At 66.5% G+C, this 18,499-nt stretch carries 15 protein-coding genes; 3 read left to right on the forward strand and 12 right to left on the reverse strand.

Features of this window, described 5'->3' with window-relative positions; all coding sequences use genetic code 11:
• The 4 genes from E0L93_RS14990 to E0L93_RS15005 all read right to left on the reverse strand — a co-directional run.
• Window positions 1–1,025: LUD domain-containing protein (locus E0L93_RS14990; RefSeq protein WP_132692894.1), on the reverse strand; the 1,025-nt coding region annotated here is incomplete at its 3' end.
• Between the two features lie 55 nt (window positions 1,026–1,080).
• On the reverse strand, window positions 1,081–2,361 hold the full coding sequence (locus E0L93_RS14995; protein WP_132692907.1) for a TRAP transporter large permease: 1,281 nt from the start codon (window positions 2,359–2,361) through the stop codon (window positions 1,081–1,083).
• Window positions 2,361–2,855 carry a TRAP transporter small permease gene (locus E0L93_RS15000; protein ID WP_132692895.1) on the reverse strand — a complete coding sequence of 165 codons (495 nt, stop codon included), beginning with the start codon at window positions 2,853–2,855 and terminating at the stop codon, window positions 2,361–2,363. Before E0L93_RS15000 ends, E0L93_RS14995 begins: the two co-directional genes overlap by 1 nt.
• 29 nt (window positions 2,856–2,884) lie before the next feature.
• Entirely contained in the window at window positions 2,885–3,940 is a 1,056-nt protein-coding gene (locus E0L93_RS15005) for a TRAP transporter substrate-binding protein (protein ID WP_132692896.1), read from the reverse strand.
• Between the two features lie 295 nt (window positions 3,941–4,235).
• On the opposite strand from E0L93_RS15005, the gene E0L93_RS15010 reads away from it, so the two are divergent.
• Both E0L93_RS15010 and E0L93_RS15015 read left to right on the forward strand, forming a co-directional pair.
• Complete coding sequence (locus E0L93_RS15010) at window positions 4,236–6,902, forward strand: UxaA family hydrolase (RefSeq protein ID WP_243638264.1); 2,667 nt, start codon at window positions 4,236–4,238, stop codon at window positions 6,900–6,902.
• A 162-nt stretch (window positions 6,903–7,064) separates the two neighbouring features.
• Window positions 7,065–8,534 (forward strand): Nramp family divalent metal transporter, encoded by a 1,470-nt coding sequence (locus E0L93_RS15015; protein WP_132692897.1) that lies wholly within the window; start codon window positions 7,065–7,067, stop codon window positions 8,532–8,534.
• Window positions 8,535–8,623: 89 nt separating this feature from the next.
• Here the strand turns inward: E0L93_RS15015 and E0L93_RS15020 are convergent, their stop codons facing one another.
• From E0L93_RS15020 to E0L93_RS15055, 8 genes are all read right to left on the reverse strand, one after another.
• Window positions 8,624–9,904 carry a nickel pincer cofactor-dependent isomerase, group 22 gene (locus tag E0L93_RS15020; protein WP_132692898.1) on the reverse strand — a complete coding sequence of 427 codons (1,281 nt, stop codon included), beginning with the start codon at window positions 9,902–9,904 and terminating at the stop codon, window positions 8,624–8,626.
• A gap of 49 nt (window positions 9,905–9,953) precedes the next feature.
• Window positions 9,954–11,237, reverse strand: coding sequence for a TRAP transporter large permease (locus tag E0L93_RS15025; protein ID WP_132692899.1), 1,284 nt, complete (start codon window positions 11,235–11,237; stop codon window positions 9,954–9,956).
• A gap of 3 nt (window positions 11,238–11,240) precedes the next feature.
• Entirely contained in the window at window positions 11,241–11,807 is a 567-nt protein-coding gene (locus tag E0L93_RS15030; RefSeq protein ID WP_132692900.1) for a TRAP transporter small permease, read from the reverse strand.
• Window positions 11,808–11,866: 59 nt separating this feature from the next.
• The gene (locus tag E0L93_RS15035) at window positions 11,867–12,997 is read right to left on the reverse strand and encodes a TRAP transporter substrate-binding protein (RefSeq protein WP_207890541.1); all 1,131 of its coding nucleotides are present in this window, start codon (window positions 12,995–12,997) and stop codon (window positions 11,867–11,869) included.
• Between the two features lie 246 nt (window positions 12,998–13,243).
• On the reverse strand, window positions 13,244–14,521 hold the full coding sequence (locus E0L93_RS15040; protein WP_132692902.1) for a mandelate racemase/muconate lactonizing enzyme family protein: 1,278 nt from the start codon (window positions 14,519–14,521) through the stop codon (window positions 13,244–13,246).
• 3 nt (window positions 14,522–14,524) lie between these two features.
• Complete coding sequence (locus E0L93_RS15045; protein WP_132692903.1) at window positions 14,525–15,346, reverse strand: fumarylacetoacetate hydrolase family protein; 822 nt, start codon at window positions 15,344–15,346, stop codon at window positions 14,525–14,527.
• Between the two features lie 20 nt (window positions 15,347–15,366).
• A complete protein-coding gene (locus E0L93_RS15050; protein WP_132692904.1) occupies window positions 15,367–16,146 on the reverse strand; it encodes an SDR family oxidoreductase in 780 nt (259 codons plus the stop codon).
• Complete coding sequence (locus tag E0L93_RS15055; RefSeq protein ID WP_132692905.1) at window positions 16,146–17,174, reverse strand: galactitol-1-phosphate 5-dehydrogenase; 1,029 nt, start codon at window positions 17,172–17,174, stop codon at window positions 16,146–16,148. The genes E0L93_RS15050 and E0L93_RS15055 overlap by 1 nt, the downstream gene beginning before the upstream one ends.
• A gap of 134 nt (window positions 17,175–17,308) precedes the next feature.
• Between E0L93_RS15055 and E0L93_RS15060 the strand changes: the two genes are divergently transcribed.
• Window positions 17,309–18,064, forward strand: coding sequence for an SDR family NAD(P)-dependent oxidoreductase (locus tag E0L93_RS15060; protein WP_132692906.1), 756 nt, complete (start codon window positions 17,309–17,311; stop codon window positions 18,062–18,064).
• The last annotated feature ends 435 nt before the right edge of the window (window positions 18,065–18,499 follow it).

Here is an 18,499-nt window from a genome sequence, read left to right on the forward strand (position 1 = left end):
CGGTAGACGGGGCAGACGTTCAGGCACGCCCCGCACCTTATGCAGAAGAGCGCTTCTTCAAACTCCGTTCCGAGCAGCTCGCTGCGCCTGTTGTCCAGCAGGATGAGGTGAAACTCCTCAGGACCGTCCAGCTCGCCCTCTCCCCGCGGTCCGGTTATGAAGTTGGTGTAGACGGTGAGCTTCTGGCCCGTACTGCTCCTGGCGAGGAGCTGGAGGAAGACGGAGAGATCCCGCATCCGCGGCACCAGCTTCTCTATGCCGACGACGGCCACGTGCACGGGCGGCAGGCTGGTCACCAGCCTGCCGTTGCCCTCGTTGGTCACAAGCACTATCGTGCCCGTCTCGGAAACGGCGAAGTTCGCCCCCGTTATCCCTATGTCGGCCGCAAGGAACTTCTCCCGCAACCGCCGCCGGGCGAAGGCGGCCAGCGCCGCGACGTCGGGCGGGATGGGCTCCCCGGCCACCCCGGAGAGGATCTCGGCCACGCGCCGCCGGCTCATGTGCAGGATCGGCCCGACGATGTGGGAGGGATGTTCGCCTGCGAGCTGGGCGATCCACTCCCCAAGGTCGGTCTCGACTATCTCCAACCCCAGCTCCGGGTAGCCTTCCTCCAGGCGGCGGTTGAGCTCTATCTCCTCTGTGACCATGCTCTTGGACTTGACCACAGTTCTCGCCCCCTTGCTCTCGGCGAGGGCGGCTACGTAGCGGACTACCTCTTCGCCGTCTTTAGCGAAGTGAACCTTGCCGCCGTGCCTCTCCACCTCCTCTGCCAGCCGGGCGAGGTAGTGGTGGAGGTTTTGCATGGTCTTCCGTTTGATGTGGTAGGCACGCTCTCTAAGCTCCGGGGCCTCGGGCAGCGCTCCCAGGGCCGCGTTGCGCGCCGCTACGGACTTGTTGGTGAAGAGCTCCACGGCGTCGTGCAGGCTCTGGTCTCCGATCGCCTTGCGGGCGCGGCCGTTGAAGCCCTCAACGGGGCTCGCTATCCCCTCGCGGCGGCGGTCGCGCTGCCGGGCAGTTCTCTCCATAGGTCTTACTCCGCCCCTTCCGTTATCGTTTCACAGAACACTGTGTAACACGCAATCACTCCATTAGCAGGCCGGGCAGCCACAAGACGACCCCCGGGAAGAGGGTCACGATGATCAGGGCCAGCACCAGCATCAGGTAGAACGGCCCGAGAGCGCGCACGAGCTCGAGGATAGAGATCTCCCCGATTCGGGAGACCACGAAGAGTACGAGCCCCAGCGGAGGGGTGAGCAGCCCGATCATCAGGTTCAGGATCATGATGACCCCGAAGTGCAGGGGGTCCACCTCGAATGCCTGCAACAGCGGCAGCAGCAGGGGCACCAGGATCGTGATCGCTGCTATCGTCTCCAGGAAGCACCCGACGAGCAGCAGGAACAGGTTCAGTATGAGCAGTACCACCAGCGGCGAGTTGGCGAACGCCGTGAACGCTTCCAGGATAGCCTGCGGGATCTGGGCCCGGATGATCACGTTCCCGTACAGCGTCGCGGCCGCCACGATGAGCCCGATCGCCGCGCTGAGCTGCGCCGTCTCGCGCAATACCTGCACGAAGTCCCGCCACTTCAGCTCCCGGTACACGACCGCTCCCAGGAAGGCAGAATAGAGCACCGCCACGGCCGCCGCCTCCGTCGCGGTGAACGTTCCCTCCACTATCCCCCCGATAATGATCACCGGGGTGAGCAGCGGCAGCACGGCTCCCCGGAACGCCCGCCATGCCGCTCCGGCGCTCGGGAAGTCCTCCCGCGGGTAGTCGCGCCGGTGCGCCAGGATCGCGACCATCAGCAACAGGAGAGCGGCCATTATCAGCCCGGGTATGATCCCCGCTATGAACAGGGCTCCGACCGAGACCCCGGCGGCGACGGCGTAGACCACGGCCGGCAGGCTCGGCGGGATCATCGGCCCTATGGTGGACGAGGAGGCCGTGATCGCCGAGGCGAAACCCTTGTCGTAGCCGTGGTTGCGCATGGCCCGGATCTGTACCTGTCCCAGCCCGGCGGCATCCGACACGGCGGCTCCGGACATGCCGGAGAAGAGCACGCTGCTCACCACGTTCACGTGACCCAGACCACCGGGCAGGTAACCGACCAGCACGTTGGCGAACCGGAAGATGCGGTCCGAGATCCCGCCCGCGTTCATCAGCTTGCCCGCCAGCACAAAGAGCGGCACGGCTAGGATTACGAAGCTGTTTACACCACTGGCCATCATCTGGGGCACCACCAGCGTCCGCACCTGGCCCAGATCCACCAGCATCAACACCACGGCCGTGATGGCTATCCCGAAGGCTACCGGCATGCCGAGCAGGAAGAGCGCCACCAGCAGCCCGATGAACACCAGGAACATCACGCCCGCCCCTCCCTCCGCCGGACCAGCAACCGGCGAGCGCTGCTGGCGAGCTCTATGGCGGCGTACAGGAACATCAGCACCCCGCCGAGCCAGACCCCGCCGTACAGGTAGGCCATGCTGAACCAGGGCATTGTGGACGCCCGGACGCCCACGGAGGCCAGGGTGAGCTCCAGGATCCCGCCCGTGAAGATGTACAGGAAAGCCAGCATGAGAAGGTACACCAGCACCAGCACCGCAAGCCGGAGCCTGCGCGGCAAGCGCTCTACGGCCACGTCCACCGTTATGTGTCCCTTCTCTTTTATCAGGTAGGCGCCGCCGAAGAAGGTGAGGTACACGAACAGATAGCGCGACATCTCCTCCGTCCAGGGCGTGGGAAAGAGCGCGAAGTACCGCTGGAAGATCTGGAGCAGCACCAGGAACACTATCCCCGCAAGCAGCAGGATCATCAACGCGTCCAGCGAACGGTCCAGCCCCCGCTTCAGACTCCTCAATATCCCCACAGCGCCGCTACCGGAAATCCCTAGTTACCCTCGGCCAGCTGCATGACCTCGTCGTAGGTGGTCACCGTGAACTGCGTCTCGAACAGCCGCTCCAGCACGGGCCGGGCGGCCTCTATGAACGCCTCACGGTCCGGCTCTATGACCTCCATCCCGCCGTCGATGAGCTGCTGGAGGAACTCCTCCTCCATCCTCTCTGCTTCTTCATTGGCGTAGGCCACCGCCTCCTCGGCGGCCTCGTCTATCCACTGCCGCTGCTCGTCGGTGAGCGAGTCGTAGAGGGACTTGTCGATCCAGAGCTGGGTCACCTCGTAGATGTGCTCGGTGTTGATGACGTAGTCCTGCACCTCATGCAGGCTGAAGGTGGCCATCTGCTCGTACGGCCCCTCCGAAGCATCTACCACCCCGGTCTGCAGCGCGCTGTAGAGCTCCGGCAACGCCACCGGCGTGGCATCGACCCCAATCCCTTCCCACACGGAGATCCAGGTCGGTATCTCCGGCAGCCGGAAGCTGACGCCGGCCATCTCCTCCGGCGTGGTGAACGGCTGGTTGGAGGTGGTGTTGCGCGCCCCCCGGGCAATGTGCCCGAGCAGCTGCACGTTGTTCTCGGCCATCTTCTCGACCATCTGGTCGTGCAGCTCGCTCTCCAGAAAGGCGTTCACATGGTCCATGTCCACCATCATGTATGGGGACTGGAAGAAGTAGAACTCGCTGGCGAACATGTCGATCCCGAGCCCGCCGCCCAGGACCATATCCAGCTCGCCGGCGCTCACAGCGTTGAAGTTGTCCGTCTCCGTGCCCAGAGCACCACCGGGGAAGAAGTTGACCACGATCTGGCCGCCGCTCTTCTCCCCTACCAGCTCGGCGAACCGGTCGGCCCCCATCGACTGCGGCGCCTCCGCGTCGTAGACGGTGGCGAGATCCATCTCTATGGTCTCCCCCTCGCCACCGGCCCCGATCACACCCCCGCATCCCGCAAACACAAACAGACCGGCCGTAACCAGCACCAACCCGGCCAGCCTCAGCGGAGACCAGAATCTCCACCCCTTGCTCGCCGCTCTGACCATAAACCTATACACCCCTTGCTCTCCGGGTACACACCACACCCCGGCCACTCCGGCCGGAAAATAACAACCCTCATACAAACCCGGAACGCGCCCGTCCCCAGAAGCCCGGCTCCGGCTAACTCCCCCGCCTCTGTTTCTGAGAATGAAACAGGATTTTACTTCTCTGGCAGCCCATATTTAAATACAGCAAGCTGTGCCAGTCAACACAAATGGCGGGTTTACCTCCGGGCTGGTGGTAGACTCTCCGGTGAGGGAGGTTCGTGTGAGTTCGGGACATCAGGCAGCGGACTTCGCGGATGTTGGCCGCTTGCCGTTACCGGGCGACAACGTGGCGATAGCCATCCGGCGGCTGGAAGCTGGAATGCGGGTGGCGTTCGGGGGCGGAGAGTTCGAGATCGAGCATCCGGTTCCGGAGGGGCACCGGTTCGCCGTCCGGCGCATCCCGGAGGGCGGGGAGTTGCTCTCCTGGGGCCTGCCGTTTGGCACGGCGGTACGGGAGATACATCCTGGAGCATACGTCTGCAACTCCAGGATCCTGCGCGCTCTGCGCGAGCGGCGCGTGGGCTTCGAGCTGCCTGTGGAGGCCAACTTCCGGGACCACGGCCTGGAGCCGTATGAGCTGGACGAGCGCGGCTTCCGTCCGGGAGAGCAGGTGCCGCTCCACCCGGAGCCGCGTGTTTTTCTCGGGTACGGGCGGGGTGCCGGGCGCGGAGCCGGGACCAGGAACTACGTCGTGGTGCTCGGTGTCACCTCCCGGACCGGCGGGTACGCGAAGGCGCTGGAGCGGAGGATGAGAGGCGCGGCGGAGGGCTACCCGAACGTGAGCGGCGTGGTCGCCGTCGCCCACACCGAGGGCGGTGAGGGCGGCCGGCCCAACAACCTAAAGCTGCTGCTGCGGACGCTCGCCGGGTTCATGGTACACCCGAACACCGGCGCGGTGTTAGCGGTGGATGAGGCGGGCGCGGTGGTCACGAACGCCATGCTCCGCCGGTACATGGCGGAGCATGGCTACCCGCTGGCCGGTGTACCGCACCGCTTCATGACGCTGCGCGGCGGCTTCCTGCAGGAGCTGGAGGCCGGGGAGAGGATCGTGCGGGGCTGGCTGGAAGAGGCAAACCGGACGGCGCGCACCCGGCGGCCGCTCTCCGAGCTGAAGGTCGCGCTGCAGTGCGGTGGTTCGGATGCGTTCTCGGGGGTGTCTGCCAACCCGCTCGCGGCGCGGGTGGCGAAGGAGATCATCCGCCACGGCGGGTCTGCGAACCTGGCGGAGACGGACGAGCTCATCGGGGCCGAGGAGTATGTGCTGCAGAACGTGCGGGATCTGGAGACCGCCCGGCGCTTCCTCGGGATGGTGGAGCGCTTCAAGGAGCGCGTATCCTGGCACGGGCACACGGCGGAGGGCAATCCCTCCGGCGGGAACCTCTACCGCGGGCTCTACAACATCGCCATCAAGTCCATCGGGGCGGCGAGGAAGCGGGACCCGGAGGTCAGGCTGGATCGCGTCGTCGAATACGCCGAAAGGATGCGCGAGCCCGGCTTCTACTTCATGGACAGCCCCGGCAACGACCTGGAGAGCGTGGCCGGACAGGTGGCTTCGGGGGCGAACATGATCTTCTTCACCACCGGGAACGGTTCGATCACGAACTTCCCCTTCGTCCCGACCGTAAAGATCGTCACCACCACCACCCGCTACGAGCTGCTCCGCGACGACATGGACGTGAACGCCGGCGCGTATCTGGACGGCGCGCCGCTGGAAGAGCTCGGGCGCGAAATGTTCGAGCTGACCCTGAGGGCCGCCTCCGGCGAGCGCACCGCCGGGGAGCGCGCGGGCCACTCACAGGTCTCCATCTGGCGCGACTGGAAGCAGACCGGCCCGGAGAATTTAGAGCGCCTCCGGAACAGCCCCGAGCCGGACGGGAATCCCCTGCCGGTGAGAAGAGCCTCCGCAGACACAGACGCGACGTTCGAGGCCGTGCGGACGAACTCGGGATACGCCGCCGATCACGCAGCCCTGATAATGCCGACCAGCCTGTGCTCCGGCCAGATCTCGCTCATGATCGCCGACCGGCTGAACGAACTGGGAACCGGAGCGGGCAAGGTGTCGCGCTTCGTGGCCCTCCCCCACACCGAGGGCTGCGGCGTCTCGTCCGGCCCGGCCGAGGAGATCTACGCCCGCACCGTGTTGGGCTACCTCGCACACCCGTCCGTGCGGGTGGCCCTGCTGCTGGAACACGGCTGCGAGAAGACCCACAACGACTACTTCCGCAACCGGCTGGAGGAGCGGGGCCTGAACCCCGACCGCTTCGGCTGGGCCAGCATCCAGCTCGACGGAGGCATCGAGCGCGTCGTCCGGCGGGTCGAAGGCTGGTTCGAGGCGGAGCTGGAGAGACTGGAGGAGCCGGTGTACGAACCGGCCGGACTGCGAGAACTGCGGCTGGGGCTCCACGCCGAAGGCCCGCTCTCCGACGCAGCTGCCCGCGCACTGGCGCGGCTCACAACCTCCGTGGTAGGTGCCGGCGGGACGGTCGTCCTCCCGGAGCAGGCGGCCATTCTGGAGTCGGCCGCGTACCTGGAGTACGTTCTCGGGGACCGGGCTGCGCCCCCCACGCTCGCCTACGGCGCCGCCGCCTCTGAACCGGGACTCCACATCATGGAGGCCCCCACGAGTCACTGGGTCGAGACGGCGACCGGCCTCGGGGCCACCGGCGTGGAGGTGATGCTGGCACATGTCGCGGGCCGTCCCCTGCAGGCGCACCGCATGATCCCCCTGCTCCAGGTCTCATCTGAACCCGAGACCCGGCTACGGTACGCAGAAGATCTGGACCTGGAGCTGGCCGGAGACCCGGAAGCGTGGTCCGGCGAGCTGCTCGGCATCATCATCGAGACGGCTTCGCGCCGCTACACTCCCCGGCTCTACGCGCGGGGCAACTTCGGCTTCCAGTTCACCCGCGGCCTGCTCGGCGTCTCGATGTAGCCGGCGGCCGGCATTTTCCGGCCCCAGGCAGAATGTACGGGAACGCACTTGCGCGGTGCGGGAAAATCGTATTACCATTCTCTTCAGGATAGGGGACCATCTGTTGGGGCCGGTTCGCCGGTATACGGCCGTACCCGGCGGTACAGAGAAAAGGGGGAAGGCATGGCCGATTCTATAGAAGCGCGGGAGGTGGCTTCTGAGATTCCGGGGGACCACCTCCCGCCGGTAGAGTACCGGGACCTTCCGGAGCCGGTACCGTTGAGGAAGATCGTAGGCGCGAGCGTCATCATACTCGCCACGGCGCTCGGCTCCGGCGAGTACGTGCTCTGGCCCTACATCACCTCGCAGGTGGGGTTCATCGTGATCTGGGCCGCGGTGCTCGGCTTTCTGTTCCAGTACTTCATCAACATGGAGGTCGAGCGCTACACGCTGGCAACGGGGGAGACCGTGATCACCGGCTTCACCCGGCTCTGGAGGTACTGGGGCGTGCTGTTCATCGCCATGGCGATGCTGCCCAACTTCTGGCCCGGCTGGGCCACCGGGGCCGGGACGGCGTTCACGTTCGTCTTCGGGCTCGGCGAGGGGGCTATAGTCCCGATCACGATCCTCGGGCTCGTGGCCATCGGCATCGCGCTGACGCTCTCGCCGGTGGTCTACCAGTTCGTGGAGAAGTTTCAGATGGTGATGGTCAGCCTCATCATGGCCTACGTCGTGATAGCCGTGCTCGTCGTCACCGATGCGCAGACCTGGGGGGCCTTCGGCAGCGGCATGACGAACGTCGGCCGGGGCCTGCCCGAAGCCATCGGGGCCATCGGCGCGACCGCGATGTTGGGCGCGATCGCTTTCGCGGGGGCCGGAGGGACCAACAACCTCGTGCAGAGCAACTGGATCCGGGACAAACAGATGGGCATGGGGGCCTACATCCCGAGGATCGTCTCCCCGATCACCGGCGAGGAAGAGGCGCGGGCTGGTATCGGCTACATATTCCCGCAGACCGAGGAGAACCTGCGCCGCTGGAGGGGCTGGTGGAAGGTGGCCAACCAGGAGCAGTTCATCACCTTCTTCGTCATCGGGGTCCTCTCTCTCATCCTCCTCTGCTCCTTGACCTACGCGACCGTGTTCGGCCAGGTCGAGACGGGGGAGGCCAACTTCGACTTCATCCGCCTTGAAGGAGAGGCGCTCAAGCAGATCGTAGCCCCGTGGTTCGGCACGGTCTTCTGGCTGACCGGCGTCTTCGTCCTGTTCTCGACCAACCTGGGCATCCTGGACTACGTGAGCCGCCTGACGGCCGACGTCCTCAAGGTGGACTTCCTGAACGAGAACGAGTTCTGGTCGGAGAGCAAGCTCTACTTCGCCGTAGTCTGGAGCATGATAGCCGTCGGCTCGCTCATCCTCCTCTCCGGCCTCGACCAGCCGCTCGTGCTGCTGATTATCGCCTCGTCGCTCAGCGGGCTGGTTATGGTCGTCTACACCATCCTGCTCATCGTGCTCAACCGCCGGGTCCTGCCCGAGGCTATCAAACTGAAGGGCTTCCGGCTGGGAGCCATGTTCGCGACGCTGGCGTTCTTCCTCTTCTTCGTGGGCTGGATGGTCCTGGCCTACGCGCAGCAGATATTCGGGGGCGGCGGATAGCCGGTGCTGAAGCAGCTCTGGCTGCGCGTCCTGACGGCGCTCTTCATCTGGGCCATCCTCGTCGGGATGGCCTATCTGGTGGGGCTGATCTAAAGTTCCTGCAGCAGGCTGCCGTCGGCTCCGAAGCGCATGGGTTTCGGCTCCTCCAGCACCTTCAGCTTCGGCGACTCCCGCAGCAGGGCTTCGGAGACCCACATCCGGCGCAGCCGGAGCGTGTTCCGTATCCGCACGAGCCGCGCGGCGGGCGGCGACACTCCCGGACAGGTCTTGAGCGCCGCGGCTATGGCCAGGCGGTCGGTGGGCATGACCATCGGCAGCCGCACCGTCTCGGAGACGGCGGCCGTCAGGGCGTTCATGTAGGTGGCCGGCCGGTCCATCTGTCGCTCCAGGCGCCCGGTGACCACGTCGGCCAGCCCCACCCCGTTGGCGTTCCCCTCGGTCTCTTCGGTGAGCCCGAGGAAGACCATGCGCCCCACCTTCGGCCCGCCGCTGGCGTAGGGCGTCGGGTAGCGCCCGGTGACGTTGGGATCGGCCCCGTCGCCGCTTACGTTCTTCCCGATCTCGTCCACCACCAGCACGTCCAGCTCCTCGAACGGCAGCCGCAGGAGGTTCCGCTTCGCCTCCTCCAGAAGCGCGGGTTCTTCAGACTCCAGCCGGCCGGCGGGGATGGCCGCGATCCTGCAGGGCTCCTCCTCGTGGTTCTCCAGCACGGCCAGCCCGAAGACGACGTTGCCCCGCTCGATGCCGACGCGGGCGGCTTCGAGGATAGTGGCGTGTATCCTGTCCCAGCCGGCGGAGTGGATCGAGTGCGCCCCCTGCTGCTTGCCGAGCCCGATGGCGATCATCTTCGTCGGCCCGCTCTCCACCGCGCCCCGGAAGGCGGTGTGGGGCTTGACCCTGTTCACCACCACGACCGCGTCCGCCTCGCAGGCGTAGCGGTCCATGTACACCGCCACGCCGGAGGGCGTCTCCCCCACCTTCACGGCCTCCATCGTGGCCCGCACAGGACAACCGACCCTCTCCTCGCTCACGCCCAGGTGGGCCAGCACCCGCGCCTGCCCCTCGGCCGTGGACGCCCCGTGGCTGCCCATCGCGGGTACCACGAACGGCCGGGCCCCGGCCTCCTTGAGCGCTTCCACCAGCGCGGCCACGATCTCCGCGACGCGCGGCACCCCCCGGCTGCCCACGCCGATGGCCACACTCCCGCCCGGCAGCTCTACGGCCTCAAGTGCCTCCCGGACGCTACTCCGGATGTCCCGGATCGCGGGCGGCGAGTCCACCCGCTGCTCCACGAGCGCCACCTTCGGCAGCTCGACCGGTTCCAGCAGCTCCTCGAGCTCGCTCCGGCGCGGGGTGGTTACCTCCGTCATATTACGCACCTCCCCCTTACATGCCGCTAACCCTCTTTATACCCGATCTCTAGCTCCCCGCCGCCCCGGTCGCGTACGGCAGCCACAGGATGAGCTGCGGGAACAGGATCAAGAGCGCCAGCACGACCAGGAGGGCGATGTAGTAGGGGATCATGTTCCGGACCAGCTCCTCCATGGAGACCCGGCCGATCCCGCACCCGACATAGAGCACCGTGCCGACCGGCGGGGTGACGAGCCCTATCCCCAGCACGAAAGACATCAGAACGCCGAAGTAGACCGGGTCTATGCCGGTCGCCACCGCTATGGGAGCCATCATCGGAGCCAGGATGACCATCGCAGGAGTGAGGTCCATCACGACCCCCACCAGCAGGAGCAGGACGCTGAGGATGAGCAGAATCACGTACGGGTTCGTGGAGAAGTCCGAGACGGTGGCGACCAGGTTCTGCGGCACCTGCGCGGTCGTGAGCAGCCAGGCCACTACCATAGCCATCGCCAGCAGGAAGAGCACCATGCCCGTAAGGCGCGTCGTGCGCACCATCATCGGCCAGAGGTCCCGGAGCGAGATCTCGCGGTAGACGAAGAGCGAGATGAAGAGCGCGTAGAAGAGCGCGGCAACCGCCGCCTCGGTAGCCGTGAACACACCGCCCAGTATCCCGCCCACGATTATCACGGGGAGCAAGAGGGCGAGCGAAGCCTCCCGGAAGCTCTTCCAGAGCCGGCGCAGAGAGAAGGGCCGGGTCTCCCCCACGTGGTACCTCCGGGCCGTGATAAACGTGGTGATCATGAGCGCGACCGCGATCAGGACGCCCGGGATTATCCCCCCGATAAACAGCCGGCTGATGGAGGTCTGGGTCACGATCCCGTAGAGGATCATCGGGATCGAGGGCGGCACGATTATCCCGATCACCGCCGAGGCGACCGTGATCGAGGTCGCGTGCCCCGCGGTGTACCGCTGCTCTTTCATGGCCGGGACCATCATCCCGCCGATGGCCGAGGCGTCGGCGACGGCCGAGCCGCTGATGCCCCCGAAGAACATCGAAGCCGCCACGTTCACCTGTCCCAACCCCCCGCTGATAAACCCCACCAGGTCCGAGGCGAAGTTTACGAGCCGCCGGGCGATGCCGCCGGTGCTCATCACCTCGCCGACCAGCATGAAGAACGGGATCGCCAGGAGCGGGAAGTTGTTCACCCCGCGGATCGCCTGCTCGACCATGAGGGCCGGCCCGACGTCCGCGATGAACATCATGGCCAGCGCGGCGAGCGCCAGCGAGAAGGCCACGGGCATCCCGATGGCGATGCCGGCGAAGAGGAAGAGGAGGAAGATCCAGAGCACCGCCTACCCCTCCCTCTTCGCCAGAGCCCAGATGTCCAGGACTATCCTATACACGCACATCAGGACCATCAGCCCGGCCCCGATCGGAACCGAGACGTTGACCCAGTTGAGCGGCACGTTCAGAAGCGCCGAAGTCCCCGGCCGCACCGTCATCACCTGCCAGGCCCCGAGCAAGATGACCAGCAGGATGACCAATACCAGCAGGTTTTTGACGATACCGAGCGCGTAAGCCAGCCGGCGGGGCAGCCGCTCCACAAGATAGGTGACGGAGATGTGCTCGCCCCGGAAGAACGCGAGCGCAGCTCCCACGAAGATGATCCAGATAAAGAGAAACCGCGCGAGCTCATCCGCCCAAGCCAGAGAGAACCCGAAGAGATAACGGCCCGCGACGTTAGCCCCCACGGCGAGGATGAGCACGCAGAACAGCGCCACCAGCAGACTCTTGAAGCCAATGTCCAGCCAGCGGAAGAGCGGCGGGAGCGCCGCCTCTTCCTCCCTCTCCTGCCGGGCAGCCTCCTCGGGGCTCAGGGCCTCAGGGTCCGCTGCAACGCGCCGCTCAGCCTCTTCCACCGCATCACCTCCGAAAGAGCCGGGGACCGGGGCGGTCCCCGCCGCCCCGGCCTTCCCGCCTACCGCTCCTCAAATTCGGCGACCATCTCCTGGACGCGCTCCACGAGCTCCTCCCCGATCTCCGGAGCCCACCGGTCGTAGACCGGCTGGACGGCCTCCTCGAACTCCCGCCGCTGCTCGTCGGTCAGCTCGGTGATCTCCATCCCCTCGTCTCTCAGCCGCTCCTTGGACCACTGGTCGTACTCCCGGCTGATGATCCGCTGGTAATCCCGGGTCTTCTCGGCGGCCTCCTGGATGAGCTCCTGATACTCCCCGGGCAGCTCGTTCCAAAACTGCTCCGAGATCATGATGATGAACGGCGTGTAGACGTGCCGGGTCTCAGAACCGTAGCCCTGCACCTCGTAGAAGTTGGAGGTCAGGATCGTGCTCCAGGGGTTCTCCTGGCCGTCCACCACACCCTGTTCCATCGCCGAGAAGACCTCACCGAAGGCCATCGAGGTCGGGTTGGCGCCCAGGGTCCGCCAGATGTCTACCTGAATCGGGTTCTCCATCACCCGGAGGTCCAGGCCGCGCACGTCGTCCGGACTCTCGACCGGCCGCTGGCTGTTGGTGAGCTGCCGGTAGCCGTTCTCCGCGAAGGCCAGCGCCTTGATCCCGGTTCCGTCGAACCTGTCCAGCATCTCCTGCCCGAGCTCACTGTCCAGCACCTCGTCGGCGGCCTCCGGACTCGGGAAGAGGAACGGAAGATCGAAGACCGCCAGCTCCGGCACTATCCCGGTCGCCGGGGAAGTGGAGGGATAGGTCATCTCCAGCGTCCCGCTCTGCAAGGCGTTCATCATCTGCAGATCGTCTCCCACCTGGCTGTTCGGGAAGATCCGGACCTGCAGCCGGCCCTCGGTCCGCTCCTCCAGGATGTCCCGGAAGTACTCAACCGACCTGTACTGCGGCGAGGTCTCCGAGAGCCCGATACCGAAGTTGATCGTGTACTCCCCGAGATCCCCGGTTATTACCTCGCCCTCGATCTCCGGCGGCGGCGTGAGCTCCGGCTCGTCCGCAACGGCCGTCCCTTCATCGCCGGCCGCCTCCTCTTCCTGTCCCGCAGGCTGCCCCCCGAAGTCGCCGCAGGCGGCCGCGAAGACCACGGCGGAAACTACCAGCAGCCCCAGTATGAACCGCCACTTTCTAAGCAAAGAGATCACCCCTCTCATAGAGAAACACCCTACGAGCTACGACACCTGCCTGCCCGTACCCCTCAACTCATCTTTCCTCCTCGCACGTCTCCCCCTGCCAACAACCCTTCCCCCCGAAAAAGCAAGTCCCCGAATCCGGCCGGCAGCCGGAGATTATGGGTGGAGGAACACCAAAGCCTCCTCCACCAAGCTTATTTTGCACAACGATACGTAGTTTCGCAAATTTCGGCGGCGGTGCCGGCGCTCCTACTCCCCGAAGAAGGGCTCGCCTTCGCGGACGTAGCGGCGGGCGACCTCCTCGTTCAGCTCCACGCCGAGTCCCGGCCGGTCCGGCACTGTTATGTAGCCGTCCTCTATCACCGGGCCGTCGAGCCCTACCACCATGTCCTCCCAGAACGGCACGCTCATACCGTGCCACTCCAGTGCCAGGAAGTTGGGCACGGCGGCTGCCACGTGCGCCGAGGCCAGGGTGCCTACGGGGCTTGCTATGCAGTGTGGGGCCACGGCCGCGTAGTGGGTATCGGCCAGGTCCGCTATCCTGCGCCCCTCCAGCAGCCCGCCGGTCTTCTGCAGGTCGGGGGCTACGATGTCCAGTCCGCCGTTCTCCAGCGCCTCGCGGAATCCGTAACGCAGGTAGTAGTTCTCGCCGCTGGCGATGGGGGTTCTGGTACTCTGCGTGACCTGCCGCATCGCCTCGACGTTCTCCGGCGGCACGGGGTCTTCCAGCCACATCAGGCCGTAGGGCTCCAGCTCGCACGCCAGCCGCCGGGCATCGGAGACGTTATAGCGCCAGTGGCAATCGAAGGCGATATCCACCTCGTCTCCCACTGCCTCCCGCACGGCCTCCACGAGCGAGACCATGAACTTTATCTCCGCGTGGGTGAGGGTGCCGGAGTGCGTGTCGCGGGTGTAGGGGTTGGGAACGTCGAGGTCGAACTTGATCGCGGTGAATCCCAGCTCCCCGGCCACCTGCCGCGCCCGTTCGGCGTACATCTCGGGGGTGAAGATCTCGTCCGTCCCGGCGTCACCGTAGGCCCGGCCGTGCACGGGGTGCCGGACTTCGGCGGAGAGGGCGAACCTCTCCTCGCCCTCGTCCTCCACCCACCGCGGCTTGCGGGCCACCATCACGGAGTTCAGTGCTTCCAGCGCTTCTCCGGCGTGGCAATCGGCGTAGACGCGCACCCGGTCGCGGTACCTGCCGCCGAGGAGCTGGCAGATGGGAGCCCCGTAGTATTTGCCGACGGCATCCCAGAGCGCGGCCTCTATGCCGGAGATGGCGTTGTAGACGATACCGCCCATAGAGCCCGCGCCCGAGGCCGCCCAGCGCATCTTGGACCACAGCTTATCCACGTTGCGCGGGTCTTCGCCGACGAGCAGCGGCTCGAGGTCCCGGATGATCCCGACGAGCCCGGGGGCCAGGAAGCTCTCCCCGAGCCCCTCGATCCCCTCGTCGGTGTAGACCTTTATGAAGGTCCAGTCGTAGTTCGCCTCCACGACGGCCGTGCGGATCTCGGTTATCTTCATCGGCTACCCGGCCTTCACGGGGTTGGTGAGCGCGCCGAGGCCTTCGATCTCCACGGTCACCTCGTCCCCGGGCTTCATCCACACCTGCGGGTCGCGGGCCATCCCCACCCCGGGCGGCGTCCCCGTCGCTATGATGTCGCCCGGCACCAGCGTCATCCCCTGGCTCAGGAAGGAGACCAGCTCGGCCACGGAGAAGATCATCTCCCGCGTCGTGCCGTCCTGCATCACCTCGCCATTCAGGGTGCACCGCAGCCGCAGGTCCTGGGGGTCCGGCACCTCGTCCCGCGTCACCAGGTACGGGCCCGTCGGGCAGAAGGTGTCCAGCGACTTGCTCCGCGTCCACTGCCCGCCCTCGGAGAACTGCAGGTCCCTGGAGGAGACGTCGTTGCAGTTCATGTACCCGAAGACGTACTCCAGCGCCTCATCCGCGGAGACGTTGCGCGCCCGCCGCCCGATAACCACCGCCAGCTCCACCTCGTAGTCCACCTGCTCCGTTATGGGCGGGATGCGGATGGGCTCCCGCGGCCCGATGATGGTGTTGGGGTACTTGGCGAAGACTATGGGCTTCTCCGGGATGGGCGCCCCGGTCTCCTCGGCGTGGTCGCGGTAGTTGAGGCCGATAGCGATAATCTTCTGCGGTTTTTGCACCGGAGCGAGCAGCCGCACGCCGTCGAGCGGGAGGGTCTCCCCCGACTCCTGCACGTTGTCCAGGCCGCCCTCTATGAGCTCTATCATGCCGGGGACTTCGAGGGCTCTGACCGCGCCGTCCTCGACCACCCCGACGCGAGCGGTCCGGCCGTCCGTCGTGAAAGTTGCCAGCTTCAAGCGATCTCCTTCCTTAGCCGTTACTCTCCTCCGGGCACCGGCGGGGTCGCGACGCCCGTCTTCCCCAGCGCCTGGATGGCGGTGGGGATTATCGTGAGCTCGGGGATGTGCGCCCGCGGCGGCAGCGTGACCAGGAAGAGACAGGCCGCCGCCACATCCTCCGGCTTCAGGCTGAGCTCCCGGATCCTCTCCGGGGGCGGCTCGGGCCGGTTGTCCAGGATCGGAGTGTCCACGATGCCGGGCATGATGGTGGAGAAGCGTACGCCGTTGGCGTGCTCCTCGACGCCCGCCGCGCGCGTGATCCCGAGCATCCCCAGCTTGGAGGCCTGGTAGGCGGCGCCGGATACGTCAGGCCACATGCCGGAGACGCTGCCGATGAGCACCACGTCCCCCCGCGAGCGCCGCAGATACGGCAGCGCCGCCCGTACGAAGTAGAAGGCCCCGCTCAGGTTGACCTTCAGGATGAGATCCCAGGCCTCCGGAGTTAGCTGGTCCAGCTTACGCTCGGGGATATTCGTCCCGGCGGCGCAGACGAGGATGTCCACCCCTTCCTGCTCCCCAACCTCCCGAACCAGCCGCTCCACGGCGCTCCGGTCGGTCACGTCTATCGAGTGCGGCACGACGCGCCCGGATGCCAGCCGCTCCTCCCCCGCACCTTCCACTATCGCGGCGCGGCGGCGCGCCACGGCATGCACCCGGGCCCCGGAGTCGGCGAAGCAGCGGGCGGTCGCCAGCCCGATCCCGCTGCTCGCACCGGTCACTATGGCCGTCTTGCCCTCCAGAGGTCCGCCGTTCCGCATCACCCCTCCGATCCGGCAAGGAAGACCTTCACCTGCTCCGCCGGCCCCTGCACGAGCCCGGCGAAGATCTCCGGCCCGCGCTCCAGCGGCTGCACCGGCGGCAGCTCCCCTATACCCGCCCGGCCCTCGACGAGCCAGCTCAGAGCGCGCCCGAAGTCGTCCCCCGTGTAGGCGTAGGAGCCCCGCAGCGCGACCTGGTTTCGGACCACGCCGTGGAAACCCACGGAGGTCTCGTCATCGTGCAGCCCGACCAGAATGGCCGTCCCGCCCGGCCGCAGCAGCTCCACCGCCTGCCGCCGGGTCTCCGCAGCTCCCACGGCATCGAGGACGAGATCCGCACCGAGCCCGGCCGCAATCTCCAAAACCTCCCCCCGCGCCTCCTCCGCCGAGCCGAAGACCGCGTGAGCTCCGAGCCGCCGGGCGAGCTCCCGCCTGCCCGCGTGCGGCTCCACAACCCCCACCCAAGAGATCCCGGCGAGCACCGCAGCCTGAGCGACCATGATCCCGATGGTCCCCGCCCCTATCACGACCGCGTGCCCTACGGGCTCGCGCCCTTCGGTCCCCAGGCGTACCGCGTGCACACCGTTGGCGAGCGGCTCGGCGAGCGCCCCGGTCCGGGCGCTCACGCCTTCCGGCAGGGGGTAGAGGCTGCCCGCCGGAACCTTCACGTACTCGGCGAACGCTCCGGGGTGCTGGATCCCGATCAGGGCCCGCTCCCAGCAGAGATTCGTGAGCCCCAGGCGGCACAGCCGGCACTCCCCACACGAGATGAGCGGGTTCACCGCCGCCCGGCGCCCGATCCACTCCGGGTCCACACCCTCCCCGACCTCCACAACGGTCCCGGCGAATTCATGCCCCATGATGAGCGGCGGGACCCGGTTGCCCATCCGGCCAAGATAGCCCTCAACCTCCGACCCACAGATGCCGGCCGCCTCCGGCCGCAGCACCACATGCCCGGCCTCCAAAGCAGGCTCCGGCACCTCCTCCACGGCCATCCGCTCCGGCCCGTGCCATACGACACCCTTCATCCCTCGCACCTCACGTTCCGCTCTACCACACCCATTCTCCCCTCCTCTCCGGCTTGCCGCCAACCATGCTAAGTGCTTCAATGATCCGTGTCAAAGAACAGAACTACCTTTCATCTAAAGAAACAGGGAGGGTGATGAGGCGGTTAGAGGGGAAGCGCGCCATAGTAACCGGAGCGGGCTCGGGGATAGGCGCGGCCGTGGCGGAGCGCTTCGTCCGGGAGGGGGCGCGTGTGGCAGTGGCGGACATAGATCTTGAGGCTGCGAAGCGCGTAGCGTTCGGGCTTGGGGAGGGTGCCCGCTCTTACCGGCTGGACGTCACGAGGCCGGAGGAGGTCGAGGCTCTGGTGCGGGGCGTTCTCGACGAGTGGGGCGGGCTGGATGTGATGGTCAACAATGCGGGCGTGGGCGTCGCGGCTACTATCCCGGAGACCCGGGAGGAAGACTGGCTGAGGGTGATGGACGTTAACCTCAAGGGCACTTTCCTGGGGATGAAGTATGCAATACCTGCGATCCGGGACTCCGGGGGTGGATCGGTTATAAACATGAGCTCCATAGCCGCGCTGGTGGGGATAAAAGACCGGGCGGCCTACAGCGCGGCCAAGGGCGGCATCCTGGCCCTGACGCGAGCCGCCGCGATAGACCACGTGGAGGAAGGGGTGCGGGTCAACTGCATAGCGCCCGGCACGGTGGACACGCCGTGGATAGAGAGGATCACGGCCGGCTACGAGGACCCGGCGGCGGCGAGGGCGGCCATGCAGGCGCGCCAGCCGCACGGGCGGTTCGTTACCCCGGAGGAGATAGCGGCCATGGCGGCGTATCTGGCCTCGGAGGAGGCGGAGTCCGTGGTCGGGGCGTGCATGGTCGTGGACGGCGGCATGACCGCTCGGTGAGATTCTAAGACCGGGTCGCGCGCTCCCGTTGCAGCAGCGGCTTCAGACCGTCCGGGACGAGCACCGGGATGCTCGATGCGATCCCGGTTGCGGGCGTCCTTCTGCCGGAGCCGCTCCGCCTGCTCCGGAGAGAGCAGCCCCCCAAAACCGCCCGGGCGAGTTCCTCCCCGGAGACTCTCGCCGGCTATCCCCTTTCTCAAGCCGCTTACGCCCCCTTAACGGCGGGCGTAAGCCGCCGCGCCGCCGAGCAGGGTAAAGACCGGGTACACACTGCCGCAGAAGGTGGCGTAGAACTCGAATAGAGAAGCCTCCCCGACAACAACGACCACCGTCCCGAGCTACATCTTAGAAACCGTCCGAAAAGTGGTCTTGAGGCAGTGACTCGGTACCCTACCGAGCATGATGAGAAGAGCATACCAGACCGATCTGTCCGAT

The organism is Rubrobacter taiwanensis, from assembly GCF_004337705.1.
Lineage (GTDB): Bacteria > Actinomycetota > Rubrobacteria > Rubrobacterales > Rubrobacteraceae > Rubrobacter_C > Rubrobacter_C taiwanensis.

Coding starts and splice junctions, on each gene's coding strand:
- E0L93_RS15015 (WP_132692897.1), top strand. CDS start 7,065: ATGGCCGATTCTATAGAAGCGCGGGAGGTGGCTTCTGAGATTCCGGGG.
- E0L93_RS15020 (WP_132692898.1), bottom strand. CDS start 9,904: ATGACGGAGGTAACCACCCCGCGCCGGAGCGAGCTCGAGGAGCTGCTG.
- E0L93_RS15040 (WP_132692902.1), bottom strand. CDS start 14,521: ATGAAGATAACCGAGATCCGCACGGCCGTCGTGGAGGCGAACTACGAC.
- E0L93_RS15055 (WP_132692905.1), bottom strand. CDS start 17,174: ATGAAGGGTGTCGTATGGCACGGGCCGGAGCGGATGGCCGTGGAGGAG.
- E0L93_RS14995 (WP_132692907.1), bottom strand. CDS start 2,361: ATGTTCCTGGTGTTCATCGGGCTGCTGGTGGCGCTCTTCCTGCTCGGC.
- E0L93_RS15060 (WP_132692906.1), top strand. CDS start 17,309: ATGAGGCGGTTAGAGGGGAAGCGCGCCATAGTAACCGGAGCGGGCTCG.
- E0L93_RS15050 (WP_132692904.1), bottom strand. CDS start 16,146: ATGCGGAACGGCGGACCTCTGGAGGGCAAGACGGCCATAGTGACCGGT.